The organism is Flagellimonas sp. S3867 (assembly GCF_014698935.1).
GTDB lineage: Bacteria > Bacteroidota > Bacteroidia > Flavobacteriales > Flavobacteriaceae > Flagellimonas.
The window spans coordinates 501,176-525,954 of record NZ_JACVMN010000003.1; the positions used below are offsets into that span (position 1 = coordinate 501,176).

General features: G+C 39.7%; 17 protein-coding genes. 8 read left to right on the top strand and 9 right to left on the bottom strand.

All coding sequences use genetic code 11. The annotated features are described in order from the left end of the window. Positions 1 to 113: 113 nt before the first annotated feature. On the bottom strand, positions 114 to 2,843 hold the full coding sequence (gene ppdK / locus IAG46_RS15665; protein WP_190811328.1) for a pyruvate, phosphate dikinase: 2,730 nt from the start codon (positions 2,841 to 2,843) through the stop codon (positions 114 to 116). A gap of 258 nt (positions 2,844 to 3,101) precedes the next feature. Between ppdK and IAG46_RS15670 the strand changes: the two genes are divergently transcribed. The 4 genes from IAG46_RS15670 to IAG46_RS15685 all read left to right on the top strand — a co-directional run bounded on the left by IAG46_RS15670 (position 3,102) and on the right by IAG46_RS15685 (position 6,226). Then, a complete protein-coding gene (locus tag IAG46_RS15670) occupies positions 3,102 to 3,773 on the top strand; it encodes a DUF6799 domain-containing protein (RefSeq protein WP_190811329.1) in 672 nt (223 codons plus the stop codon). Between the two features lie 95 nt (positions 3,774 to 3,868). Next, positions 3,869 to 4,774 (top strand): hypothetical protein, encoded by a 906-nt coding sequence (locus tag IAG46_RS15675; RefSeq protein WP_190811330.1) that lies wholly within the window; start codon positions 3,869 to 3,871, stop codon positions 4,772 to 4,774. A gap of 52 nt (positions 4,775 to 4,826) precedes the next feature. Beyond that, positions 4,827 to 5,471 carry a class I SAM-dependent methyltransferase gene (locus IAG46_RS15680; protein WP_223826725.1) on the top strand — a complete coding sequence of 215 codons (645 nt, stop codon included), beginning with the start codon at positions 4,827 to 4,829 and terminating at the stop codon, positions 5,469 to 5,471. 41 nt (positions 5,472 to 5,512) lie between these two features. Next, the gene (locus tag IAG46_RS15685) at positions 5,513 to 6,226 is read left to right on the top strand and encodes a VIT family protein (protein ID WP_190811331.1); all 714 of its coding nucleotides are present in this window, start codon (positions 5,513 to 5,515) and stop codon (positions 6,224 to 6,226) included. 416 nt (positions 6,227 to 6,642) lie between these two features. On the opposite strand, the gene IAG46_RS15690 is transcribed toward IAG46_RS15685, so the two are convergent. The 8 genes from IAG46_RS15690 to IAG46_RS15725 form a co-directional block, all read right to left on the bottom strand. Further along, positions 6,643 to 8,226, bottom strand: a complete 1,584-nt coding sequence (locus IAG46_RS15690) for a hydantoinase/oxoprolinase N-terminal domain-containing protein (protein WP_190811332.1) — start codon at positions 8,224 to 8,226, stop codon at positions 6,643 to 6,645. A gap of 4 nt (positions 8,227 to 8,230) precedes the next feature. Then, positions 8,231 to 9,313, bottom strand: coding sequence for a DUF917 domain-containing protein (locus IAG46_RS15695; RefSeq protein ID WP_190811333.1), 1,083 nt, complete (start codon positions 9,311 to 9,313; stop codon positions 8,231 to 8,233). A gap of 2 nt (positions 9,314 to 9,315) precedes the next feature. Continuing rightward, the gene (locus IAG46_RS15700) at positions 9,316 to 10,515 is read right to left on the bottom strand and encodes a cytosine permease (protein WP_190811334.1); all 1,200 of its coding nucleotides are present in this window, start codon (positions 10,513 to 10,515) and stop codon (positions 9,316 to 9,318) included. 4 nt (positions 10,516 to 10,519) lie between these two features. After that, positions 10,520 to 10,843, bottom strand: a complete 324-nt coding sequence (locus IAG46_RS15705; protein WP_190811335.1) for a hypothetical protein — start codon at positions 10,841 to 10,843, stop codon at positions 10,520 to 10,522. Continuing rightward, positions 10,843 to 11,640 carry an aspartate/glutamate racemase family protein gene (locus IAG46_RS15710; RefSeq protein ID WP_190811336.1) on the bottom strand — a complete coding sequence of 266 codons (798 nt, stop codon included), beginning with the start codon at positions 11,638 to 11,640 and terminating at the stop codon, positions 10,843 to 10,845. Before IAG46_RS15710 ends, IAG46_RS15705 begins: the two co-directional genes overlap by 1 nt. Before the next feature lies 1 nt (position 11,641). Further along, positions 11,642 to 13,303: a hydantoinase B/oxoprolinase family protein gene (locus IAG46_RS15715; RefSeq protein ID WP_190811337.1), complete on the bottom strand. Its 1,662-nt coding sequence runs from the start codon at positions 13,301 to 13,303 to the stop codon at positions 11,642 to 11,644. Positions 13,304 to 13,305: 2 nt separating this feature from the next. Beyond that, the gene (locus IAG46_RS15720; protein ID WP_190811338.1) at positions 13,306 to 15,369 is read right to left on the bottom strand and encodes a hydantoinase/oxoprolinase family protein; all 2,064 of its coding nucleotides are present in this window, start codon (positions 15,367 to 15,369) and stop codon (positions 13,306 to 13,308) included. 105 nt (positions 15,370 to 15,474) lie between these two features. Beyond that, the gene (locus tag IAG46_RS15725) at positions 15,475 to 17,805 is read right to left on the bottom strand and encodes a TonB-dependent receptor (protein WP_190811339.1); all 2,331 of its coding nucleotides are present in this window, start codon (positions 17,803 to 17,805) and stop codon (positions 15,475 to 15,477) included. 135 nt (positions 17,806 to 17,940) lie between these two features. On the opposite strand from IAG46_RS15725, the gene IAG46_RS15730 reads away from it, so the two are divergent. From IAG46_RS15730 to IAG46_RS15745, 4 genes are all read left to right on the top strand, one after another. Further along, positions 17,941 to 19,176, top strand: coding sequence for a hypothetical protein (locus IAG46_RS15730; RefSeq protein ID WP_190811340.1), 1,236 nt, complete (start codon positions 17,941 to 17,943; stop codon positions 19,174 to 19,176). A 130-nt stretch (positions 19,177 to 19,306) separates the two neighbouring features. Then, a complete protein-coding gene (locus IAG46_RS15735) occupies positions 19,307 to 19,894 on the top strand; it encodes an RNA polymerase sigma factor (protein WP_190811341.1) in 588 nt (195 codons plus the stop codon). Positions 19,895 to 20,053: 159 nt separating this feature from the next. Further along, entirely contained in the window at positions 20,054 to 21,262 is a 1,209-nt protein-coding gene (locus tag IAG46_RS15740; RefSeq protein WP_190811342.1) for a FecR family protein, read from the top strand. Positions 21,263 to 21,344: 82 nt separating this feature from the next. Further along, positions 21,345 to 24,776, top strand: coding sequence for a SusC/RagA family TonB-linked outer membrane protein (locus IAG46_RS15745; RefSeq protein ID WP_190811343.1), 3,432 nt, complete (start codon positions 21,345 to 21,347; stop codon positions 24,774 to 24,776). The last annotated feature ends 3 nt before the right edge of the window (positions 24,777 to 24,779 follow it).

Genomic DNA, 24,779 nt, shown 5'->3' on the forward strand with positions numbered 1-24,779 from the left:
GAAATGTGAAACTGAGTTAAATCTTATGTGAAACTAAAAACGGGAGCATTTGCCCCCGTTTGTGATCATTGTCCCATTCTCCTCATAACTCTATAAAAGTGGTTGATGTCATTTCATCTTGCTGCTCTAACGGCAGCCTGTGCAGATGCCAGTCTAGCAATCGGAACCCTAAATGGTGAACAGCTGACATAGTTCATTGCTGTATTGTGACAAAACTCAACTGAACTGGGTTCGCCTCCATGTTCTCCACAAATGCCAACTTTCAAATCTGGCTTTGTGTCTCTACCTCGTTCAGTACCCATTTGAATCAACTGTCCGACACCTTCTTGATCCAATACTTCAAAAGGATCCACTTTTAAAATTCCTTTTTCTATATAAACAGGCAAAAATTTGGAAGCATCATCTCGTGAATAACCAAAGGCCATCTGAGTAAGGTCATTAGTGCCAAAAGAGAAGAAATCCGCCCTTTTTGCGATTTCAGAAGCCATTAAAGCGGCCCTTGGGATTTCAATCATGGTTCCTACCAAATACTCAATGGAATCATTTCGTTCTTTGAATACTTTATTTGCAGTTTCTCTAATCACCTTTTCTTGTTCAATAAACTCATTTGAGGTACCTACCAATGGCACCATGATCTCAGGCTTGGTTGTAATACCTTTTTCTTTAAGGTTCAAAGCTGCTTCAATAATGGCCCTTGTCTGCATTTCGGTGATTTCTGGATAGGTATTTCCCAATCTGCATCCCCTATGTCCAAGCATAGGATTAAATTCTTCCAGTTCGGCAACCTTGTTTTTGACTGCAGCGAGAGAAATGTGCATATCTTCAGCCAATTCTTTTTGAGTCGCTAATTGATGGGGTACAAACTCGTGTAGTGGAGGGTCTAGTAGGCGAACTGTTACAGGAAGCCCTTCCATGACCTCAAAAATAGCTTCAAAATCACTTCTTTGCATGGGCAGTAATTCTTGTAAAGCATGCTTTCTGCCTTTAACAGTATCGGCCAAAATCATTTCACGCATGGCCCGAATCCGGTCAATTTCAAAAAACATGTGTTCGGTTCTCGTCAAACCAATTCCGTTTGCACCAAAGCTACGTGCAATTTTAGCGTCTTTTGGGGTATCTGCATTGGCTCTAACCTCCATGGTTGCATACCTATCGGTCAACGTCATAATTTGGGCAAATTCTCCACTCAGTTCAGGTTCCATGGTAGCAACCTTTCCTTCTATAATATTCCCTGTAGAACCGTTTAACGAAATCCAATCGCCTTGATGGTATTCTTTTCCGTCAACGGTCAGGACACGTTTTTTATAGTCTATTTTCAAGGCTCCGGCTCCAGAGATACAACATTTCCCCATTCCTCTTGCTACCACTGCCGCATGGGATGTCATTCCACCACGTGCGGTTAATATTCCTTTTGCCAGATTCATGCCTTCCAAATCTTCGGGAGAGGTTTCTATCCGGGTCAAGATGGTGTTCTTGTACATCCTTGCCTCATCCGCGAAAAATACAATTTGACCCGTCGCCGCCCCTGGTGAAGCGGGTAGGCCTTGAGCTATCACATTGGCCATTTTTAATGCCCTGGGATCAAAGATTGGGTGAAGTAGCTCGTCCAATTTGTTGGGTTCAATTCGCAATAGGCATTCTTGCTCATCTATAAGCCCCTCTTTTAGTAGGTCCATAGCGATTTTCACCATTGCTGCTCCCGTACGTTTACCATTTCGTGTCTGCAATATCCAGAGTTTTCCTTCTTGAATAGTAAACTCCATATCTTGCATATCGCGATAGTGTTTTTCAAGAACATCTTGATACTGTTTCAGCTCTTCATAAATAGAAGGCATTAGCTCTTCCAGCGAAGGATAATTTTCTAAACGGTCTGCTTCCTCAATCTTTGCTAGTTTAGCCCAACGCTCAGAGCCAAGTTTAGTGACTTGTTGGGGAGTTCTAACCCCGGCAACCACATCTTCTCCCTGGGCATCTATTAAATACTCTCCATTAAATACATTTTCTCCGGTTCCGGCATCTCTTGTAAAACATACCCCTGTTCCAGAATTTTCACCCATATTGCCATACACCATCGCCTGAACATTGACCGCGGTTCCCCAATCGGCAGGATACCCATTCATGGTTCTATAATAAATGGCCCGGTCACCATTCCAACTATCGAATACAGCCATTACCGCACCCCATAGCTGCTCCCATGGGTCTGTGGGAAAATCATGCCCTGTGCGCTTTTTTACGATGTCTTTGAAATCGTAGACCAAATCTTTTAAATCTTGAACAGTAAATTGGGTATCTAATTGAATGTCTCTTTTTTCCTTTAGATGCTCCATGATTTCCTCAAACGGATCTATATCATCTTTGGATTCAGGTTTCATTCCCAAGACCACACCTCCGTACATCTGAATAAAACGACGGTATGAATCCCAAGCAAAACGTTCATTATTGGTTTTGTCCACCAAACCTTGAACCACTTCATCATTAAGTCCGAGATTCAACACGGTATCCATCATGCCAGGCATGGAAACCCTAGCCCCAGATCGAACGGAAATCAACAATGGATTTTCACTGTCACCAAATTTGGCGTCCATTATGGATTCGATATTAGTTATGGACATTGCAACATCTTCTTCCAACATCTTTATTGTGGCATCCTTACCAAGTCGATTATACTCAGTACAGACCTCAGTGGTAATTGTGAAGCCAGGCGGTACAGGAACTCCTATGGCGCTCATCTCTGCCAGATTGGCCCCCTTGCCACCTAAGAGGTTCTTCATTTTGCTATTTCCATCTGCAGTTTTGTTTCCAAATTGATAAACTATTGTCTGGACTTCTTGCAATGCTTCCATAATTAATATATTAAATGAGTACCTGTAAATAGTTGTCAAAATTACTATCTCGCCAGGTACATTTTTATGATATATATCAAGTAGGCCAAGTAATGGTAACCAAACAGGAAGGGAAATTTCCTAAAAAAGTTGAGTTCAATCATGGTTACAAAGAAAGTTCGCAAAACATGAACACCTATTGGGGCTGCTGACCTAGGTCATTTCACTTGCCCCAGTTGAAAAATACCTTTACCCAGATATTAAATAAAACCTTTTACAATGAAAAAGATAATGGTAACAGTAGCATTTGTAGTTCTAGGAGCTATCATGCTCAATGCACAAGATCAGGACAGGGTACAAGATCGTGACCAGGACCGTTTGATGATGGTAGATGGCGATGTACTTCAAATTCGTGATCGTGACCAAATACGGTTGCAAGATCCGATTACCTTAAATGACGGTACTGTGGTAAACCCAGATGGTTCTTACATGACAAGAGACCGGGACAGGTTACGTTTGCGCGATGGTGAATGTTTGGACAATGATGGTATCAAATATCGCAACGAGTATCAATATCGGTACAAAGTGAAAAAAGAAAACAATGGATTGACGCAAGCCCAAATTCAAAAACGAAACCAAAATAGATACCAAGTTATGGTGATTGATGGTCAGGCCTTTCAAATTAGAAACCGGGAACAGAACCGGCTTCAAAATCAAGTCAATCTTGGTGATGGTCTAGTGGTGAATCCAGATGGAAGTTATCAAAATGCACAGCAAAAACAACTTCGTCTTCGCGATGGTGAGTGCATTAATATGGATGGTGCCAAATTCACAAATATGTACCAACATCGTAAAATGATGATTCAAAAAAATAAGCTGTCCCGTAAAAATATGATGAAGAACAAAGCGGGCAAAACTTCAATGAAAAAGAAGAAGAAGAGCACATTATAGGTTTTTTAAAAGGAATGTTTTGGATGTAAGACGGAACTTGAGGTGGATTTTCTTCCCGGGCATTCCGAATCTATGACAATTTTAAAATCTTCATTATGAAAGCTTGGTTCATTTTCTTTTTCAATTTAGTCATTCTGCCTACGTTCGTATTGGCTCAGAACAACAAGAAATCCGCAGAAGAAATGTCAAGTAATGGGGAATCCTATGTCCTAATGGATGTCAGCTATATCAACGATGCCGTTTTTATGGGCAGGCGTGATTCCATTTCTACTCCTTACATTTTTGCTTCCATTGGGTATTATGATAAATCAGGTGTTTTTATCGATGCCTCGGCCTCCTATTTAGTCAGCTCAGAAGAGAATCGGATTGACCTCTTTCTGATCAGTACTGGTTATGTGTCAGATGCTGAAAAATTCAACGGAGGTATTTCGGGTACAGCATATTTTTTTAACGAGGATAGCTACAACGTAAAATCAGAAATCGTAGGAGATATTTCAGGCTTTCTGAGTTATGATTTCAAGGCATTGGAAGTATCTCTAATGGCAAGTACCTATTTTAATGATGGAAGTTCTGCGGATATTTTTACTGGATTGATACTAGACCGTATTTTTTACAGCAATGATAAAAATTTTTTGATCGATCCGACCATCGCTGTTTATGCTGGATCTCAATATTTTTATCAGGAATATTATCGAACAAGCCGTCTTGGAAACCGAAAGGTTCGGGGACAAGGTCAAACGGGTGCCTCAAATATTGCTGCAGCTACCACAATTGAGATTGAGGAAGCTTCGGAGTTCAATATCCTGAATGTGGAACTGAGTCTTCCCATTCAATACCATCATAAACGGTTTATTCTTTCTTTTACTCCTGCCTTGGCCCTGCCACAAAGCAGCGCCACGATTACCGTTGAAGATTCAATAATAGCCGAGGATTTAAAAAGTGTTTTCTACTTCTCGGTGGGGATGAGTTATTGGTTTAACACCAAAAAGAGGGAGCAGTAGCCCCACCGCTTCTTCTACTTGGCCATTACCTACATAAATGAGAACATAATTTATGACAAGAATCGAAGAATTTGATAGAAAAACGCACTGGGAAAATCTATATAGGATGAAGGAGATTAACGAGGTCAGCTGGTATCAACCCAATCCTGAAACTTCTTTGCGGTTAATAGAACAATTTAATCCCCCGACAAATGCAAAAATTATTGATGTAGGTGGTGGAAATAGCTTTTTGGTAGACCATTTACTCGATTTGGGCTATACCAATGTCACGGTTTTGGATATTTCCGGAGCTGCAATAAAAGGAGCAAAACAGCGACTAGGTGAAAAAGCTTCTCAAGTAAACTGGATCATCACCGATATCGTGGATTTTAAACCTATCGAAATATATGATTTTTGGCACGACCGTGCCGCATTTCATTTTCTAACGGAGGAAGAAGATATCCAAAGCTATCTCATTAATGCCTATCGGGGCATAAAACCCAACGGGATTCTGATACTGGGAACCTTTTCCAATAAAGGGCCAAAGCAATGTAGTGGAATCGAAATCCGGCAATACTCAGAAACGAGTATGGCCCAAAAATTCAAAAAATACTTTAAAAAAATAGGATGTAAGATTGTTGACCATATAACACCATCTGGCACAATACAAAACTTTGTTTTTTGTAGTTTCAGGAACCTAAGAATAAAAGAACTCTGAAATAAGGAATTAAATTATATTAAAGATTTAAAACAATAAAGATGGAGAAGACTGACAGTTTGGATAATTATTTGGACCCTCATTACATAACTCGAAGTAATTGGTTAAGAGCAGCTGTTCTTGGTGCAAATGATGGGATTTTATCAACCGCAAGTCTAGCAATCGGTATAGCCGCAGCAAGCAGTTCAAGGGACCCCATTGTGCTAGCAACTTTGGCAGGGTTGGTGGCCGGTGCTTTGTCAATGGCAGCAGGAGAATATGTTTCAGTAAGTTCACAAACAGATGTGGAAAAAGCTGATATTGAAAGGGAAAGGGAAGAATTGAAGGAAATGCCCGAAATAGAGCTACAACGTTTAGCGGAAATTTACGAAAAGAGAGGTTTGAAAAAAGAAACTGCAATAGTTGTCGCTAAAGAATTGACTGAACACGATGCGTTGGGAGCACATATTCGTGACGAATTGGGTTTAAACGAGATAAGCCAGGCCAAACCAATACAGGCTGCATTTGCTTCAGGCGCTGCATTTACCGGAGGGGGAATACTTCCTTTTTTAGTAGCCCTTTTTCTGCCTTTACATGGCATGGAGTATTATCTATACGGTTTTGCTATTTTCTTTCTTGTTGTTTTGGGAGCATTGGCAGCCAAAACAGGAGGTTCAAGTATTGGCAAGGCCATATTGAGAATTACATTTTGGGGAACAATCGCGATGGGATTGACCGCGCTCGTTGGGTATTTGTTTAATGTGAATGTTGGATAGTAAATAACTGTACACAACAACGAGGCTGAATTTTCCAATTTTTAATTAACAACAATGCATTTTCAATAGTTTCATAAAAAGAAGGTTTTTTGGAACTTTTCATATATGGAAACAACCCCACCTTTATGTAAACTAATTCGCTACAAACTTTCTTTCTTCATATGGATTGACCTTGTTGCTTTTGAACTGAAAAAAATGGTTAAATTTATCTTTAAATAAGTTCATTTAAAATCCAAGTGTAATCCAGCTGGCATTTCGGTGCGCACCCAGAACAAACGAAATTATAACTTTTTGAATATCGGATAGATATTGAGAGTTCAAACACCCTACCGTGGTCACGATAAATCAAAGCCTTAAAAAATCGATTTTCCAAAGCTTTTTTATTTGTCCGAACTTCTTATTGAGTTCCTTCCGAATTATTTAATCAAATCGCCACAAAGCTTTACTTTTAATTTGACTGCTCCTGGAAGATATGCTAACGGTATTGATTCTTTAGCAAGTATATTAATGCTATTTTCAAACGCTCCGTTTTTCAATAGCTCAGTCTTGACTTTTTGAAGAAGCTGTTCCAAAGCTTCAGTCTCATCGCTTTGCATAGTGTTGATTACCAGTTCTTCCTCACAACCTATTTGGGCTATACAAGCGCCGAATGCGTTGGCCACTTCTAAATGTTCTGGAAAAATCACCTTTGAAGCACCGTTGATTTTTTTAGGTAATAAAAATGCCCCGCCACCGCATGCGATAACAGGAATTTCTTTCGAATCTGTTTTTAGTTTGTCAACTAACTTCTCAATGGTCAACTGAATCTGATATTTTGCAGCGGAAAGTGCCTCTGAAAATGTACTGCCCACATTTTTTTCAATTGCTTTACGCAAGGTTGATGCTTCTTCGGCGCTTTCTATTTCCAATTCATTATTTGCAATAAAAAAGTCTGATAAGGTTAGTGTATCACCCCCAAAAGCTATGGCCTTTTCTTTAAGTTGATACCCAACGGAATCTGGACCTAGACAACATTCGCCATCTGCGAATCGCACTATGGTTCCACCCCCAATTCCAACTGCTACAACATCTGGCATTCTAAAATTGGTGAGCACACCACCTATTTGTGCAGCTTGGGTACTTTCTCTTGGGAAAAAGTTGACCAACACCCCACCATCGGAGGTAGTGCCGCCAACATCAATTACAATTCCATTTTCTACTTTGGATAGAGCTCCAGCTCCTCGAATACTGTTTGTAGGTCCGGAAGAAATAGTGAGCACTGGATAATCTTGTACTTGCTCCAATGACATTAGGGTTCCATCATTTTGTCCAATGAACATTTGGGAAGATAGTCCCAGCCCGTGCACAGTGTCCTTAAAGGCATTCACCATTTTAGAAGCTACCTTTTGAAGTGCAGCATTTAAAATGGCTGCATTTTCCCTTTCCAGTAAACCGAGCCCACCAAGTTGATGAGAACAGCTTGTTCTTACTTCGTTACCCAAGATTTCCTTGGCCCAGACAGCTACCTGTAGTTCTTGATCGGGAAGGGTCTTGGAAAAAATACCAGTTATAGCCAAAGATTCAACATGCCCTTTCATGGCATAAAGGTATTTTTTTACTTCCTTCTCATTTAAAGGACTTATCAATCGACCATCAAATTCATAACCGCCATGAACCATATAATTATGCTCTCCCAAAAGTGCTTTCAAATCTTCGGGAAAGTCTGCCATGGTAGGTATGGAACTACTAGCAGGAAGACCAATTCTAATGGCCCCAATTCTGTTCAACTCTTTTCGCTCCACCAGGGCATTGGTACAATGTGTCGTACCCAACATGATGTATTTGATGTCCGCTTTAGGAACATCTACTTTGGAAATAACCGCACCGATAGCATTTCTGATGCCAGTGCTAACATCCAACGTGGTAGTCTGCTTGGTTTTAGCCAAGATTTCATTGGTATGGGATACCAATACGGCGTCTGTATTGGTGCCTCCGACATCGACCCCTATTTTGTAATACATTTTTCTAATTTTTGTTCAACTCCTCGATAGGAATAAATTTTTCCTCATAGCCGAATTTTTGCGGACCTCCTAGGGCAATACCATCTGAGGTCCTCCATTGCACATCGGCTTTCATGCCCAAAACCACTACTCTGGTGCCAAATTGAACTGATTCCGCAGTTATAGGCTGTGCATTTTCTGCATCTATAAGTACAATCAAATCTGGAGTGATAGCCACAGGCTGCCCGTCTTTTTTCGCCATTAAAAACTCATTTTGAAAATCCAATTCCATAAATGACCCTTGATTTTCATCAAGACCCATAATCTCGCAAATTCCCTTATTCCATCGGCCCTCCGTTTTGATGGTAACATTGCTTATTTTTCCTGTAAAAAGTTTGATGGCCGAAGCTTCTTTTATCAAAGAGTTTAGTGGACTACGGTTTTTGTCTTTTGCATCCAGGATGGCTTCTCCAAGTTTTTGGGCGTAGGTAACAATACCGTGCACGGCGGCTTTCTTTACTTGTGCACCACTCATGGGATAACACCCAATGGCGCAACTGCCTCCCATTTGAATTGTAGTGGCCCCGACAAGGGTTTCTCCCCAGACATTATCAATGGTGTGATATATGTTTCTGTTCCCTTTTTCATCGGCTTGTGCTATAGGTGAAACAGGAATATCATGTAGGGTAAACGTAACCATTTCCAAACGGGGAAATGCTCTTCCCATACCATCAGCATCCACTATGGGAATATTTTTTTCAGCGGCCACCGCAAAGGGGATTACTCCATTTAGTCCACCAGCTTCAGCAGGCATAACAGCATCTATTTTTTTTCCCAAATATTCCTCCATCATTTCAAAGGCCTTGATGAATTCATTTCCTGAAAAAAGCTTTTCAACAAGAATCATAGGTGCTCCGAAAGCCGCTATGGGAACTATCAGCGCATCATCTCTTAGTTCTTCTGCTGCGATAAGGGAAACTTCACCATAGGTGTTAATGGCTTGTTTTACCAGAAGCTTTCCAATATAGGGGTCACCTCCGCCTCCTGTCCCCAAAACAGTGGACCCCATAGCTATATATTCAATGTCTTTCGTATCGATTTTTCGCATACTTACTTCATAATTTTTTTAAGGATATAATAGACCATTGCCGCGATTACAATCCCCAAAATGTTTTTCACTGCAGAATCCATGATCAACATAATTGTTACTCCTGCAGCCCAAGAAACTATTCCTTTCCAGTTTATTTTGGCGGCTTCTTCTTGGTATGTTTTGGCAATGTAATAATCAGAAATCATGACTCCGGCTATTGGGGTAATTGTAATGGTGAGAAGAGTAATAAAGCTCATGAAATGAGACAGAATTCCAATGGCTGCAAGCAGTATTCCAACAATTCCAACCAGTAAAGTGGTCTTGGAACGAGAGGTGTCCTCTAACTTAAAAAGGTCATTAAAGGCCAATCCAGAGGAATAGATATTCATAACGTTGGAAGTCCATGTAGCCAGGATAAGAATAGACATGGCAAAAAACGGGAATCCTAAACTTGAAAATATTTCAACAATGTCATAAGTTCCCTGTGTAATGGCTAAAATTGCTCCAATGGCCAGAAGACATAATGCTGAAGGAATGATTCCAAAGATTGAACCCAAAACGGCATCCCTTTTAGTTGCCGCAAAACGATTGTAGTCTGGTGAAATGACACCGCCTACGGAGATAAACCCTATAGTGAGCCCTATAGCTTGTAAAAATGGCATGTTGCTCTCAGGTTTAAAATCCAATACTTCTTGAAAACTATGGGTTTTAAAGGTGATAACAAGACCGTAAATCAGTAATAAAACGATTGCTGGTACAGCCACATAATTGAGCCATTTTAGGTATTTGAACCCAAAAACTGCGGTAAGAACCATGATGATACCCCAAAAAATTGAGGTTGCCCATATGGGGATTTCAGGTCCACCCATTTCCAAGAGAATTTTTGAAAAGGAAGCCCCAGCGATGTTACTTTGGATTCCAAACCACCCTAAGGTGGATAAACCAATGACCAGTGCTACAATTACTTTGGCCCCATTCTCACCAAAACTACTCGAAGCCAACGCTACGGTAGCTTTTCTTCTGTCAACAGCTGCCATGCTCAAGAACGACATAAACAGCACCACAAAACCGAAACCGATAAGACCTGCCCAAATAGAGGAGCCAAAACTTAGGGCACTTATCAAAGAACTTCCGATGAGCAAAGCCGGTACACTTACAATACCGCCGAACCAAATGCCAGCAAGGCTATACCATTTTGTATTAGTTTGATTGTTTTCCATATGCTCATGCCTTGATTAATATATAAATGAGTTTTGTGTCCTCCAGTACATTTCCTGCTTGGGCCTCGAAAGCTTCCAGATAAACTACATCCCCTGATTTTAGATAACCTTTAATTGAACCATCTTCATTGAGCATTTCAATATTTCCTTTTTGAATAATGGAAATTTCATGACTTGGATGTTTTGTAAACCCAACTTCTGGGATTCTGGTTCCTTTTTTTAAGGATACGGTACCAAATTGAAACTCTGTCTGCTCTTTCTGAATATGAAAAAGGGATTTGTTATAATGCTCTTTGGGCAATGGGTATGTGATTTTTTTTATCTCCATTAACTCACGATGATTCTATTACCAAATTGATAGGGCTCGGAGAATAATCCAAATTGTGTAATATCTTGTTCCGAAGGGGGTTCACAGCTCCATTTTCTTGATGGTTTCCATCCATATTGTTTTTTTAAAATGGCTGCCTGTTCTGCCTGTTTAAGTGCAGCTAAAGAGGGATCAATAACAGGTACCTTAAGTTTTTCCTGAATTTCATTAAAGAAGCCAAATTCGCAAGTACAGCCTAATATGATGGATTCTGCAAAGTCTTCATTTACAGCTTTTTTAGCTGCTGTAAACAAATTGTTGGCCGTGATATCATGGTCCTTTTGAAACTCGCAGACGTTCATGCCAACATCCCGGAAGGATGCTAAATGTTCTCCATAACCATATTCTTTTATGGTCGAGTGCATTTCATGTTCCCATTTTTTTTGACCGATGATTACAGAAAATTTGTTGGATAGCTTTAAGGCAATCTCGATGGAGGATTGGCAAGGGGCAACGACGACCATATCACCAGAAATCTCTCTGGCATCCAATAGATAAGGGTCGTAAAAACAACCAATGATCATTGCGTCGAAACCTTCTACTGAAGCTTGCCGCGTGGCCTTGATCAAATCAGAGGCAATAAGTGCATTGTAGGTTCTATACTCTAGGTTATCCATTAGACCCACTGATGATTTTAAAGAGGTAACATGAACTTCGGTGTTTAGATTCTTATTTTCTTTGATCATCTCGGCAAAAAATGCGTCGTATGCATCAAAGCCAACTGGGTTCAGGTACATTATTTTTAGTATATCTTCCATGTTAGATATGATAGAATTCTTTTGCTTCTTTTTTAGTGATAAATCCATTTTTCACATCTAGGAGTACTTTCTCCTTTGGACGATCTTTAGGGTCTCCGTAACCACCTCCGGTTGCGGTAACACATCTTACGACATCTCCTTTTTCCAAGGCTATGTTGGTGCCCAGGCTATGCCTTTCTTCTATTCCATCTTTTCGGATGATCAGGAAATAATTATAGGACCCATCATGCCCTCCATTCATGCCCCAGGTTTTTGTTTTTTCGCCTAAAAATGCAGCTGTAACATGAGCTCCGTCGGAAACAATTTTATAATCTACGTACTGTCCGTTGCCTCCTTGATATTCACCATACCCACCTCCTTCATTGTGAAAAGCATACTGTTCAACCTGAATGCCATAGCGCATTTCACGGATTTCTATGGGAATATTGTAAGATTCACCACTACCACAGGAGAGTTGTCCTCGGTTTCCATCATGTGTAGAAGAAGCTCCCCAACCACCAGCTAGCGGTTCGGCCTGAATGTAAAACTGACCTGTGTCCGGATGCATTCCAGAAATAAATGTGGCGCAGACCGAACGTAAATGTCCCGCCGGTAATTTATCGGGAATCATTGGCGCCAAGATTTTCCAGATTAAATCTATGGAGGTAATCAAAACTTCATAGTAAACCGATACTGCCGAAGGTGCTTCGGCGCTAACAATGGTTCCCGGTTCACAGATGACTTTCATGGGCCTGAATGCACCACCATTGGCGTCCATTCGTGGTGTGGTTATGGCCTTAAAAAGACTTCGACAACCCGTGACCAACCCACTAAAAGCTAAGTTGGTAGCACCTTTTACCTGAGGGTGTGAACCATTAAAATCGGCTATGAACTCATTGTCTGTAATCGTGATTTTAGCTTTGATAGGAAATGGGCCTTCTCCAAAACCATTGTCTTCAATTTCAGACAGTCCTTCATACACTCCATTTGGAATCTTCTTTAAGGCTTCAATGCACATGCGCTCCCCGTAATCGAGGAAATCTTCTTTTGCTTTGATAAATGTTTTCAAACCGTATTTCTCAATAATTGAAATTACCCTTCGAGCACCTACTTCCGATGCTGCTATTCCCGCATAAAGATCACCAAGGGTACTATCTGGTAATCGAACATTGGATTTTATCAGGTCAACAATGGCTTGATTAATTTTACCTTTTTCCCTCACTTTTATAAATGGAAAGTGAAGCCCTTCTTGATAAATTTCTGTGGCTACTGTGGAAACAGAACCTGGGAATGTTCCCCCTAACTCGGTCCAATGTGCTTTGTTGACTGTAAATGCAACAAGTTCAGTTTTATAAAAAACAGGATATATCACCGACACATCGGATAAATGGGTTCCCCCACCTGCATAGGGTGTATTGGCTATAACCACATCTCCTTCTTCCAAAGCGTTTTCTGCGTTGAATTTTTCCAAGGTGGCCCTTACAACAGAATCCAAAGCTGCCAAAAATGCTGTTACTCCGTTACCTTGGGCCAAAAGTTCCCCTTTCGCATCGGTTATGCCCACGGCATAGTCAAGTGATTCATATATGATGGGACTCATACTGGTCCGCTGTAACGTCTGAAACATTTCATCACCAGCAGCCACCAGCGTATCTTGTATGATTTCTAAGGTGAATTTTTCCATAGCTAGGCTTTTTGTAATGTTAGGATTAGGTTACCATACTCATCTATATGTAAAACATGCAATGGGGTAACCATGGTGGTGGTAGCTTTTTCGGCAATTACGGCAGGTCCTTGAATCTTCATTTTCGGTTCTAAAAGATGTCTGTGATAGAAGGCTGTTTGATGAATTCCCAAATCATCAAAATCGACCTCCCTAGTGTCAAATAACGCGTCCTCGACTTTTTTATCTGTTGTAAGCAGTTTAGGAAAATCCGGTTTGTCCACTACTACTTCTGCTACTAAATGAAAATTCACCAACTCGACAATTGCATCCAGTTCAAATGAATAATGTTTTTTGTGTTCTTTGTGGAAATGCTGGATAATGGTATCCAGTGGAGTATTGTCATCAAAATTGGACAGCAACACTTTTACATAGTGTTCTTGACCGGCATAGCGTAAATCGGTATAATAGGTAAACTTGATATCGTCGTTTGTATAACCATCCAATTTGAAGTTTTTGATGGCCTCATTTTCCATTTCTGAGAAGGTTGATTGGATAATGGCCCTTTGTTCTGGTTCTAAGGTTATCACATTGGTTCTGATAAAGTCCCTTCGGATATCGGACATGAGCATCCCGAAAGCGGAAAACACTCCGGCGTGTGGTGGCACAATCAGTTCCGATACTTGAAGCTCTCTTGCAAGATCGGCTCCATGCATTGAACCTCCGCCTCCGATGACAACCATGGTAAAATCCCTGGGGTCATGTCCTTTATTTACGGAAATAAGTTTTAAGGCATTTACCATATTGGAGTTGGCGATTCGTAGAATACCTTTGGCAATGTCTTCTTTTGATGCATTTAGTTTCTCACATAACACTTTGGATGCTTTTTCAATACTTGGGTAATCGGGTTGAAGCTCTCCTCCTAAAAAATAATCAGGATGTATTCGTCCTGTGATGATATTGGCATCAGTTGTTGTTAGATTTTTTCCGCCACGGCCGTAAGCTGCGGGTCCGGGCATGGCTCCAGCACTCTTGGGGCCTACATGCATTTTTCCTCCTTCATCAATCCAAGCTATGCTTCCTCCTCCGTTACCTATTTCAACAATATCGATTACTGGGGTTTGGATAGGATAACCGGCCTCAGTTCTTGAATGCTCAATTTTATAATTGGTGGTGATTTTTACCTGTCCATTTTCCACTAAGGCACATTTAGCAGTGGTTCCGCCAATGTCCAAAACAATCAGATTCTTCTTTCCAATTACCTTTCCCAAAGCAATAGCTCCAAAAACACCACTTGCAGGACCAGATTCTACCATGGTTATTGGATTGTTCTTTACATCGTTCAAAGTGGTGATGCCACCATTGGATTGCATTATGTAAGGGGTGTCCTGTAACCCTTTTAAACTCAATTTTTCTTTGAGCTGGTTTAGGTATTTTTTGGCAATGGGCAAGACATAGCCGGATAATACCGTTGAACTTGTTCGTTCATATTCGCGCCACTCCCGAGTAACATTGTGTGATGCGATAATTTCGATAGAGCTTTCGAGCTTGGACAATTCCTCAATAAGCTGGATCTCATGTTCTGGGTTTTTATAGGCATGTAAAAGACAAACCGCAAGGGCTTCAACGTTTTCTTCCTTACAGATTTTTAGAATGGCTTTTAAGGTGGCCAGATTCAACTCTTTGATGACTTCACCCTTGTAATTTATTCGTTCTTCCACCTCAAACCTTAGATGCCTTGGAACGAAAGGAGGTTGTTTTACAAAATTGAAGTTGAAGAGGTCAGGTCTATTGCAACGAGCAATCTCCAACACATCTCGAAATCCTTTGGTGGTTATCAGGGCCGTTTTTGCACCTTTACGTTCTGTAAGTGCATTAATGACCACTGTGGTGCCGTGTGCGAAGAACTCTATTTCTTTTAAATCTACCTTTCCTTTTTCTATGGTATCCAATATACCCTGTTCAAAATTGGAAGGTGTGGTATCTGATTTTGCAACTTTTACTCCTGTTGGTTTACCTGTTTTTTTGTCAAACTCCAGGCAAACAAGGTCCGTAAAAGTCCCGCCTATATCTGTTGCGACTCTCATAGTATTATTGATAAATTTTAAAGAAAGCCACTAATGGGTTTTAGTGGCTTTGCATTTGCAATGGATCACTTAAACTAACTCAAAACTTAATCGGGCCTACTGGAGTTAGAACTTGTAGGCTATACTGACCCCGTAGGTGGCTGGTTGTCCAAGCCATGCTAGATCAGAACCACCATTGGAAAATGTTTGCGCAAAAAATTCGGTAATGTACTCTGTATCGGTAAGGTTGGTGCCCCAAAGGTTTATTGAAAACTTATCGAAGCTAACACCAAGCCTAGCATTCAAAAGATTGTAGCCCGAAGACACTGCGGCATTGTCTTCGTGCCAATAGATTTTACCGGTTCCTTCTAAATTGACATTCCCATTAAAGGAGACATTCCGCGCAATATCAAAGTTGGACTCCAAACCAAAACTATAACTGTCTTGCGGTACTAGCGGAGTGTTGTTTCCTGATACATTTATGGTTTCATTGGCACCAGTGCTCACTGTGGAAGTACCCTCGGTGATTCTGGCCTTGCTTACGCCATAACTTCCTAAGATATCCAACCAACTTGTGGCCCTCAATTTTAAGTCTGCTTCAAACCCGACAGATTCACTTTCCGGAACATTGAAATTACCAATGAGTATGCTTCCGTTACCACCGTCAAGCACAAGGGCGTATAGCTGTTGGTTACTGAAATCGATGTAATATCCTGATAAGTTCAATATGAAACGGCCACCCCATAGGGTGTTTTTCATTCCAATTTCATAATTATCGGTAGTTTCCGCTTCAAAATCCGAATCATATCTTACGGTAGTACCCTGGTTAAAGCCTCCAGTTCTATACCCACGACCGTAATTAGCATACAATAGCATGTTTTCAGTTGCGTTTAGGGCCAACGACAGCTTTGGTTGCAGTTGTGTGTTCGTTTTTTCTGGATTGGTATTTTCCGTGACGTTATCTTGTTGAATGTTGTCTCTGTCAAATCGAAGTCCAGCGGATACTGTCAACTTATCTGAAACTTGGAGGTCCATAAAACCGAACGCAGCAATAGTATTGTAGGTATTGGTAAAGTTTCCAATCGCTAATCTGGATTGTGTTCCTGTAGGTTGAAATGGCGGTCCAAAAAATCCAAAGTCAGCAGTTGCGTCTGTAATGAGCTGTTTGTCCAATTTTTGATAGAAAGCTCCTAAATCCCAAGCAACCTTACTGTCAGTATCAGTCGAACTTAATCGAAATTCCTGGTTAATAGTTTCGGTATTGCTATCTTGAATTTGTCTTAAAACATCGGCCGCAGTAAAATCCAAATCACCAATGTGGTTACGTTCTCCTTTGTTATAGGAAGAAGAGGATGTGAGCTTCACATTGCCAAGATTAAAATCAAACTTTAGGTTTCCGTAGATAGCATCAAGTGTAGACCGGCCGAACTGATCTCCTTGAATAGCAAGATTGTCAAAATCATCTGGGTCAATAGTTGCATTTCCCGTTGTCGGAGAGGCATAATATACCGCTCCGGCTTCTGCATCTATAAACTGACCTGTAAGCGTAGCGGTGGTATTGGATGATAATATCGCTTTTAACTGTCCCCTTATGGATACATCCTCTACAAAATCTGGAGCCGTATTCAACGTAACGTTGTTTAACAAACCATCTCCTTTTTTATAGGAACCAGAAATCCTATAGAAAAGTTTGTCTTTTACTAAAGGCCCGGTGGATGATAGTTGCGCCTGTAAAAGATTTCCATTGGCATAACCAAATTGAATCTTATTACGTGATGTGTTTGTAGGCTCGTTGGTAACAATATTGATTGCCCCAGCTATGGCATTTCTACCATAAAGTGCTCCTTGAGGTCCTTTTACAATCTCAATAAGTGCCAAATCAAACAATTCTTGGTTGATTAAATTGGCATCGGGCAAGGTGACTCCATCTATAACAAATGCGATGGGAGATTCGCCATTACGTATGTGTGAAATTCCCCTAACTGTGATAAAATTGTTCCCAATGTTCTGTGAATTGGTAAAATTTACGTTTGGAATTTGATCTGCGAATGTCTGCACATTATTTATACCCTTGGTTTCGATGGCTTGGGCCGTAAATGTGACAACGGATTCTGGAATGGATTGCACGGATTCGGCGCGTCGTCGTGCCCTACCTACAACATTGTCAAACCCCTTGACAACAACCTCTTCAAGTTGAGAGGCGTCTTCCTCCATAGTTACATTTACCGTATTACCGTTAACGGTAATTTCTTGGGTTTTAAAACCAAGATAAGAGAAGACCAGGGTTGCTCCTGAATTCACCCTGATAGCATAATTGCCCTTAAAATCTGTTGTAGTACCATTGGCTGTTCCTTGCTCAATGACTGAAACACCTAAAAGAGGTCCATCTGAAGACTGAACATTACCGCTAACCTCAATGTTTTGGGATAAGCCCCAAAGTGGAAGTAGCAATATCATTAGTAAAGTTGATCGTAGCATTGGTTATCTGATTAAAAATTAGTTGGTTAAATATAGACAGGTCAATTTTCCTAAATTTTTTTTCCCAATTATATATTCTATTTTAGTAATTCCTATTTAATAATATGGAAAATAATGGAAAATGTATTGAAGAGAAACGAAAGTGAGACACTGCTGTTGACAAAACTGGTATTTAATCTATTGTTAGACAATGTTATATCTCATTTCAAAGTGTCACATCATATCGATGGAAAGTATAAAGACTCTCAATTGTATGGTTTTGGAAACTATGATACTGAAAAACCCAATCTAAAAAATGACTTGGAACTGGTCCTACGCGGATATGTGAACGGAAAGTACTTGTATAACAAACATAGGGAGGCTTCCTCAGGCAAACCGATAATTAAGATAAGTAGGGAATATAGGTCACTATTTTTTAACTATTTGGGATATAGGGATGTTATTGAATTCATTGAAAGTGATTTGTTTACCTCCAAACAACGCGATAAACAATTTGATTTGTTAAGTCGACGAGGCAGTTTAATTGATCATTATTACGTGTGTTATTATTTTGGGGAAGACAACAAGATGAACAAGGGGCAAGTGATCATTTACAATGATTGGAAAACTGTTGAAATGATATATGTCTATGTTGATGAAAATGGAGCTAAGGGCATTTATACCTTTTATGGAACTATAAGTCAAAGTGAAGATTTTGCCCATTTCGATACGAAGTATTTTGTGGGAAACAAGAAAAGTGAGGGAGCAAAATTCATTTTTTTTATCGGGAAGTCATCCGCCAATGAACGGCAATATCTCATAGGGACCTATTCTGGATTCGATAAATATGACAGGGCCATAGCCGGAAAAATGATTTTAAAAAAATACGGCACCAAAACGGAAATTGAAGATGAGGTAAACAACAAATCATTTGACCCCATTATTTGCCAAGACCTTAATAAAGTCAGGTTGGTTGTGGAAAGCAGTATAAGAAAAAACCCTTTGATGTTCTCCAAAAAGAGCCCATATGCACAAGTTTTGACTAGATCTGCCGGAGATTATTTATTTGAATTTGCCATAGAGGGTAAGAAACATGGATTAAAACTAAGAATAGAAAAATACCATTACAATATTGTGAGTTTGAATGATTCGATAATTATTGAGGAGGATAAAGTCCTTGTCCTGAACAAAGGGCAGATTCTAAACCTTGATTTTGCAATTTCTGGAATGTTTCACCTTCAAAAAACGTCTATTTATATTAATGCGATCGATTTTATTGACCACAACAAAGGAATAGAAGGAAATTTTAATGGAGTGGACATAAACAACAACATTGTTTCTGGTATCGTAAAAATATCAGGAATCATTTGACAACATAAAGAATTTCCGATTTAAACGGAGAAGTTGGCTTTCCAACAAGATTAAATATATTTTTTAAGTTTGCTTATAGTCAACTGAAGACTAGGGCAGGGTCTATGCTCAGTTAATTACTCGATTATATATGGATCAGGGCAATTTATGGTCAAAATTTAGAGCCGGTGACAAAGCTGCTTTCGAGTTAGTTTATAAATCATGCATTGATGATATGTATGCATATGGCCTAAAGTTGGATTCAGATAAGGAATTGGTCAAGGATAGTATACAAGAGGTGTTTATAGACATTTTTGAGCATAGAAACGCGATATCCGAACCCAATAACATCAAGTTTTATATTCTAAAGGCACTTAAGCACACTATTTTCAAAAAGCAAAAAAAAGAACGAAAAAAAGCACAATTGCACGAACAAACGCCACTTAGTTTTAGTGCTGGACACAATTTTGAGGACAAAAGAATTTTGTCCGAATTGGATGAGGAAAAAAAGCGATTGGTCAACGAAGCGTTGGATTCTCTTTCATCAAAACAAAAGGAAATAATGTACCTGCGCTTTAGTGTGGGCCTTAGCTACAATGACATTTCAGAAATTGTAAACATTGACCATTCCTCTGTTCGAAAACAAGTATACAGGGCTGTAAAGAAACTTAGGAATAGTAAAGCTTTTGACGATTATAAGGGGATTGTCCTCTTTTATTCTACTCTAAGAATTTTTTAATTCTTCTTGATTTTCGATTTTTATTAAAACCATTTTTGTAGTAAAACTTAAAGCCTTCATTTCTAAAAATGCAGGGAATTAAATGAATTATTAAAAAAATCTTAAAAAAAGTGTCTACAAAATGCAAACTTCTGTCCCTATAGAACAAATAGCATAGAATTGGACGATTTTACCAGATATCTTGATGATGAAAAATTTGTGGATTGGATAGCCCATCCTACAGCGGAAAAAAATGCTTACTGGGAAACTTATATCCTAGAAAATCCTGACGAGGAAACGAAAATCCAAATATTAAAGGAATTCCTTGAGGCCTTGGAGGCAACAGACAAAAAGCTCTCACAAGATGAAAAAAAGGAAATATTAGGTAGAATATATAGCAAAGTGGGTCTGGAGAAGTCCAAAGGTGGCCCTATCTATTTAAGCATTTTAAAATATGCAGCGATTTTTGTGGTTCTTATTGGTTCCGCGATCTATTTCAGCCTCGGAACTCCTAAGGAGAACAAGGTCAATATAGAGGCATTGCTACAAGTTTCCATTGATTCTGCAACGGACACAAAATTGATTCTTGAAAACGATCAGGAAATAGCCATTGATCAAAAGAGATCAGTGATCAACTACTCAAACAAGGACAATTTGGTCATCAACAAAAAAGACACCTTGGATATTGGTGGTGAAAACACCTCAGATGTTCCACAAATGAACCAGTTGATCGTTCCGTTCGGAAAGCACAGTAAGATTACATTGAGCGACGGGTCTATTGTACATGTAAATTCAGGATCTAGAATTGTTTTTCCTAAACGATTTACAGGAAACTCTAGAGAGGTGTATTTAGATGGCGAAGCCTTTTTTGAAGTGGAGTCAAACACTGACAAACCTTTTACAGTTAATGTGATCAAGGATGAAGGGTTTTCCATCACTGCGGTAGGAACCAAGTTCAATGTTAATTCCTATAGCAAAAATGACAAGGTAACTACGGTTTTGGCCGAAGGGGAAGTTCATTTGACCAACCAATCCAATAAATTGTTCGGCAAAGAAAAGAAAACTGTTATGAAGCCCGGAGAACTTGCAGAATGGAGTGTTTCGGCCAAAGCTATCCAAAGCAAAATGAAGGTGAACACCGAAATGTATATTTCTTGGATAAGGGGATTATTAATATTCAAGGGAGAGACATTACAAGATATTATAGAACGTGTTGAAACTTATTATAATGTCGAAATAAGCTTAGCAGAAGATATCAACCAACAATTTAGGTTAACAGGCAAACTGGATCTTAACGATTCAATTGAAGAGACTATGGAGAATTTAGCCATATCTGCTTCAGCTAAATATGAAAAAAATGGAATCAATGCATATGTGATTACTAAATAAAAAACCAGAGCATGTTCGTACCATGCTCTGGCGTGTAACCTGTAAAAAACAGGAATTGTTTAAACAAACAACTAACTAAATTATGGAAAAAAAGGGGTTTCCATATGATTGCCATGGCAATTTTATGGACAAAATCAAAAAAGTGATGAGGTTTCTGACACTATTTTTATTGCTCTTCACACTTTATTCTTACACGGACGCTTACTCACAAAAGACAAAGTTAAAAGTCAACCTAAAAGATGCCACACTATTAGATATAATCTATAGCATCGAGGATCAAAGTGAGTTTGTTTTCATGTATGGTGAAGATCTATTACCTGCCTTAAACGAAAAAAAGGGGGACTTTAAAATTAAAAACCAGACTATTGATGCGGCATTGAAGCGTCATTTTAAGCCAAACCATATTGATTACCATATAAATGGTAGACAGGTAGTGCTCAAAAAAGACGAAGTGCCTGTGGTGGCAAAACCGCAGGTGGTAGATGAAGCACAAATTACGGTTACTGGTGTGATCAGTGATGATTTGGGGCCATTGGCCGGTGCAAGTGTTGTAATTAAGGGCACCACCACTGGAACAACAACGGATTTTGATGGAAACTTCTCCATTGAAGTTCCCGACACAGATACTGTTTTGGTAATCAGTTATATCGGATATGCCACAACCGAGATTTCAGTAGGTGATCAGACCGTAATAAATGTGGTCTTAAAAGAAGATGCTCAATCTTTGGAAGAGGTAGTGATAACCGCTCAGGGTATAAAGAAATCTAAAAAGGCGCTGGGGTATTCCGTTACAAAATTGAATTCAGAAGATGTAGAAAAAAGACCAGAGGCCAATTTGGCAAAAACATTACAAGGTAAAATCGCCGGGGTAAATATTTCTACTACGGATGGTCAAACCGGGTCGGCGGCACAAATTAGAATAAGGGGTTCAATATCCCTTACCCAGTCCAACGCACCATTACTGGTTGTTAATAATGTTCCCTTTGCCGGTAGTATTAGGGACATAGATCCCAACGATATCCAAAGTATGAATGTACTGAAAGGGTTCAATGCCGCGGTCTTGTATGGTAGCGAGGGTAGAAACGGAGTTATCTTGATTCAGACCAAAAGCGGAAATACCGCATTAGGTGAGAGCAAGACAACCGCATCGTATTCAACAACAACCTATGTAAACACGGTTTCACAATTACCTGAATACCAAAACACCTTTGGTCAAGGACAAGAGGGTAATTTTATCCCTACATTTTTATCTGTATGGGGGCCTGCTTTCTCCGAGTTGGATGAAGTAGCCCATCCTTTTGCAGGGCAAAGCGATATCTTCCCTGAGTTCGAAAATGCCACAATCCCGTATGAAGCAAAACCAGATAATGTTCGAAATCTATTCAATACTGGTTTTGGGACCATTCACTCGTTTACCGTTTCTTCATCAAAAGAGAAACTGGCCTATAATATTTCAACAGGTTATACCGATGAAAAAGGAATAATCGGTGATAACGATTTGAAAAGGTTCAATATTGGCATTGGAGGTAATGCTCAGGTGACGGACAACTTAAACATTTCTGCAACCTTAAATTATTCGACCCGAAAGGTAGATCGAATCCAAACGCAGGAAATATTTAGGAGGATCTTTTACTTACCTAGAAACATTGATATTACGGAGCTGCCATTCCAAAATCCGGTGACTGGCGAATCTGTGTATTATAGAAATGACACAAATCCGCTTTGGGTGCTTAACAACTCTGGAATTAGGGATGATGTTGTCCGTGTTTTCGGAACGGTAAATGCCAATTATCAGTTTAATGATGCCCTTAACCTTACGTATAGGGTTGGTTATGACAGTGAGCATTGGGACACATTTGACTACTCCAATAAAGGAGGGTTTAGGGACGACGAATTTAGAAATGGTTATTTGGATTTGGATTACAGAAAGGAAGTAACCGTGGATCAGACCGTAATTCTTGGGTATAATAAATACCTAACAGAGAACTTAAATTTAGATGCCCAAATTGGATTTAACTCCAAATTGACAAGGTCAAAACGAATTTCATCGGATTCCGATGGACAAATTGTTTATGGTTTTTTAAGACCTAGCAATTATGGTACTTCGGAAACTGATTTTGCATCGTCAAGAGAGAATATTGCCGGCGCTTTTGGACAGTTTCAACTAGGCTATAAGACCTTTTTGTACGCCACACTTTCTGGAAGAAACGATTGGGGAAGTACCGTAGAATCTGAAAACCAGACCTTGTTTTATCCAGGTGCTTCGGTGTCGTTTGTGCCTACTTCGGCCTTTGATTTTGGAGACAGTTTTGTCAACTATTTAAAGTTTAGAGGTGCTTACGCCACTTCCTCTGGATTCCCGGAACCTTTTAGAACAAGGAACACCTTGATCATTGATGCTAACCGCTTCGCCGCAGCCGATGGAACTTTTCCTGTAACCAATAGATTCAGTAGAATATTTGCGAACCCAGATTTAAAGCCCGAATTGCATAAGGAATTTGAAGTGGGTATTGAAGCAAAGCTTTTCAACAACAGGGTAACCCTAGAAACATCATTGTACAAAAGGATTTCAGAAGACCAAATTGTAGAATCACCTTTATCCCCTTCAACAGGATTTGACATTCAGTTTATTAATCTGGGTCGGGTAGATAACAAGGGTATTGAAGTGGATTTGGGCATTGATTTGATTAGAAAAGAAAACTTTAGATGGAACTGGAGGAACATTTTTACTGCAGATGAGTCTTTAGTGGTCAAAACCACTGAAACCGGTGCCGATATCAGACTATCACCTACTGATGCAGATAGATGGGCTGTTGAAGGAAGACCTATAAACGCCATAGTTGGTGATTATGCCTTAAGGGATAGCGAAGGCAATTTGTTAATCAGTGGCAATGGATCTAGTTCTAGGGTCGGTGAAGTTATTGTTAGCTCTGATGTTGGTTTGGATAATAGAGTGATAGGTGATCCAAACGCTGATTGGAGGTTGACAACCATCAACAATCTTACCTATAAAAACTTTTCATTTTCTACTCAGTTGGAATACAGGCACGGTGGAGAAATTTCCTCAAGGTCCGTAGAAGATATTTTGGAAAGAGGTGTGACACGTGATACAGAAAATAGGGAAGGCTCATTTGTACTTCCTGGCTTTTTGGCCGATGACGATACTGGAGAACTATTATTGGACCCTAACGGAAACAAAATACCCAATACCATTCAGTTGAACGGATTAAGAACCGTTTTCTCCAATTTCTATAATGCCAATGATCTGAGCATGTGGGATGCTTCCGTATTTAGAATACGGGAAATTTCACTGGGATATACACTGCAAGGGAAGAGCATCCATAAGCTTCCTTTTGAAAAAATCGATTTCACATTAACAGGACGGAATTTATGGTATGTAGCACCAAACTTTCCAAAATATGTGAACTATGATCCAGAAAACGATCGCGGTTTAGGTAGGAACAACATTCCTTCCACAAAGCGATTTGCCTTTGGCCTAACAGTGACATTCTAATTA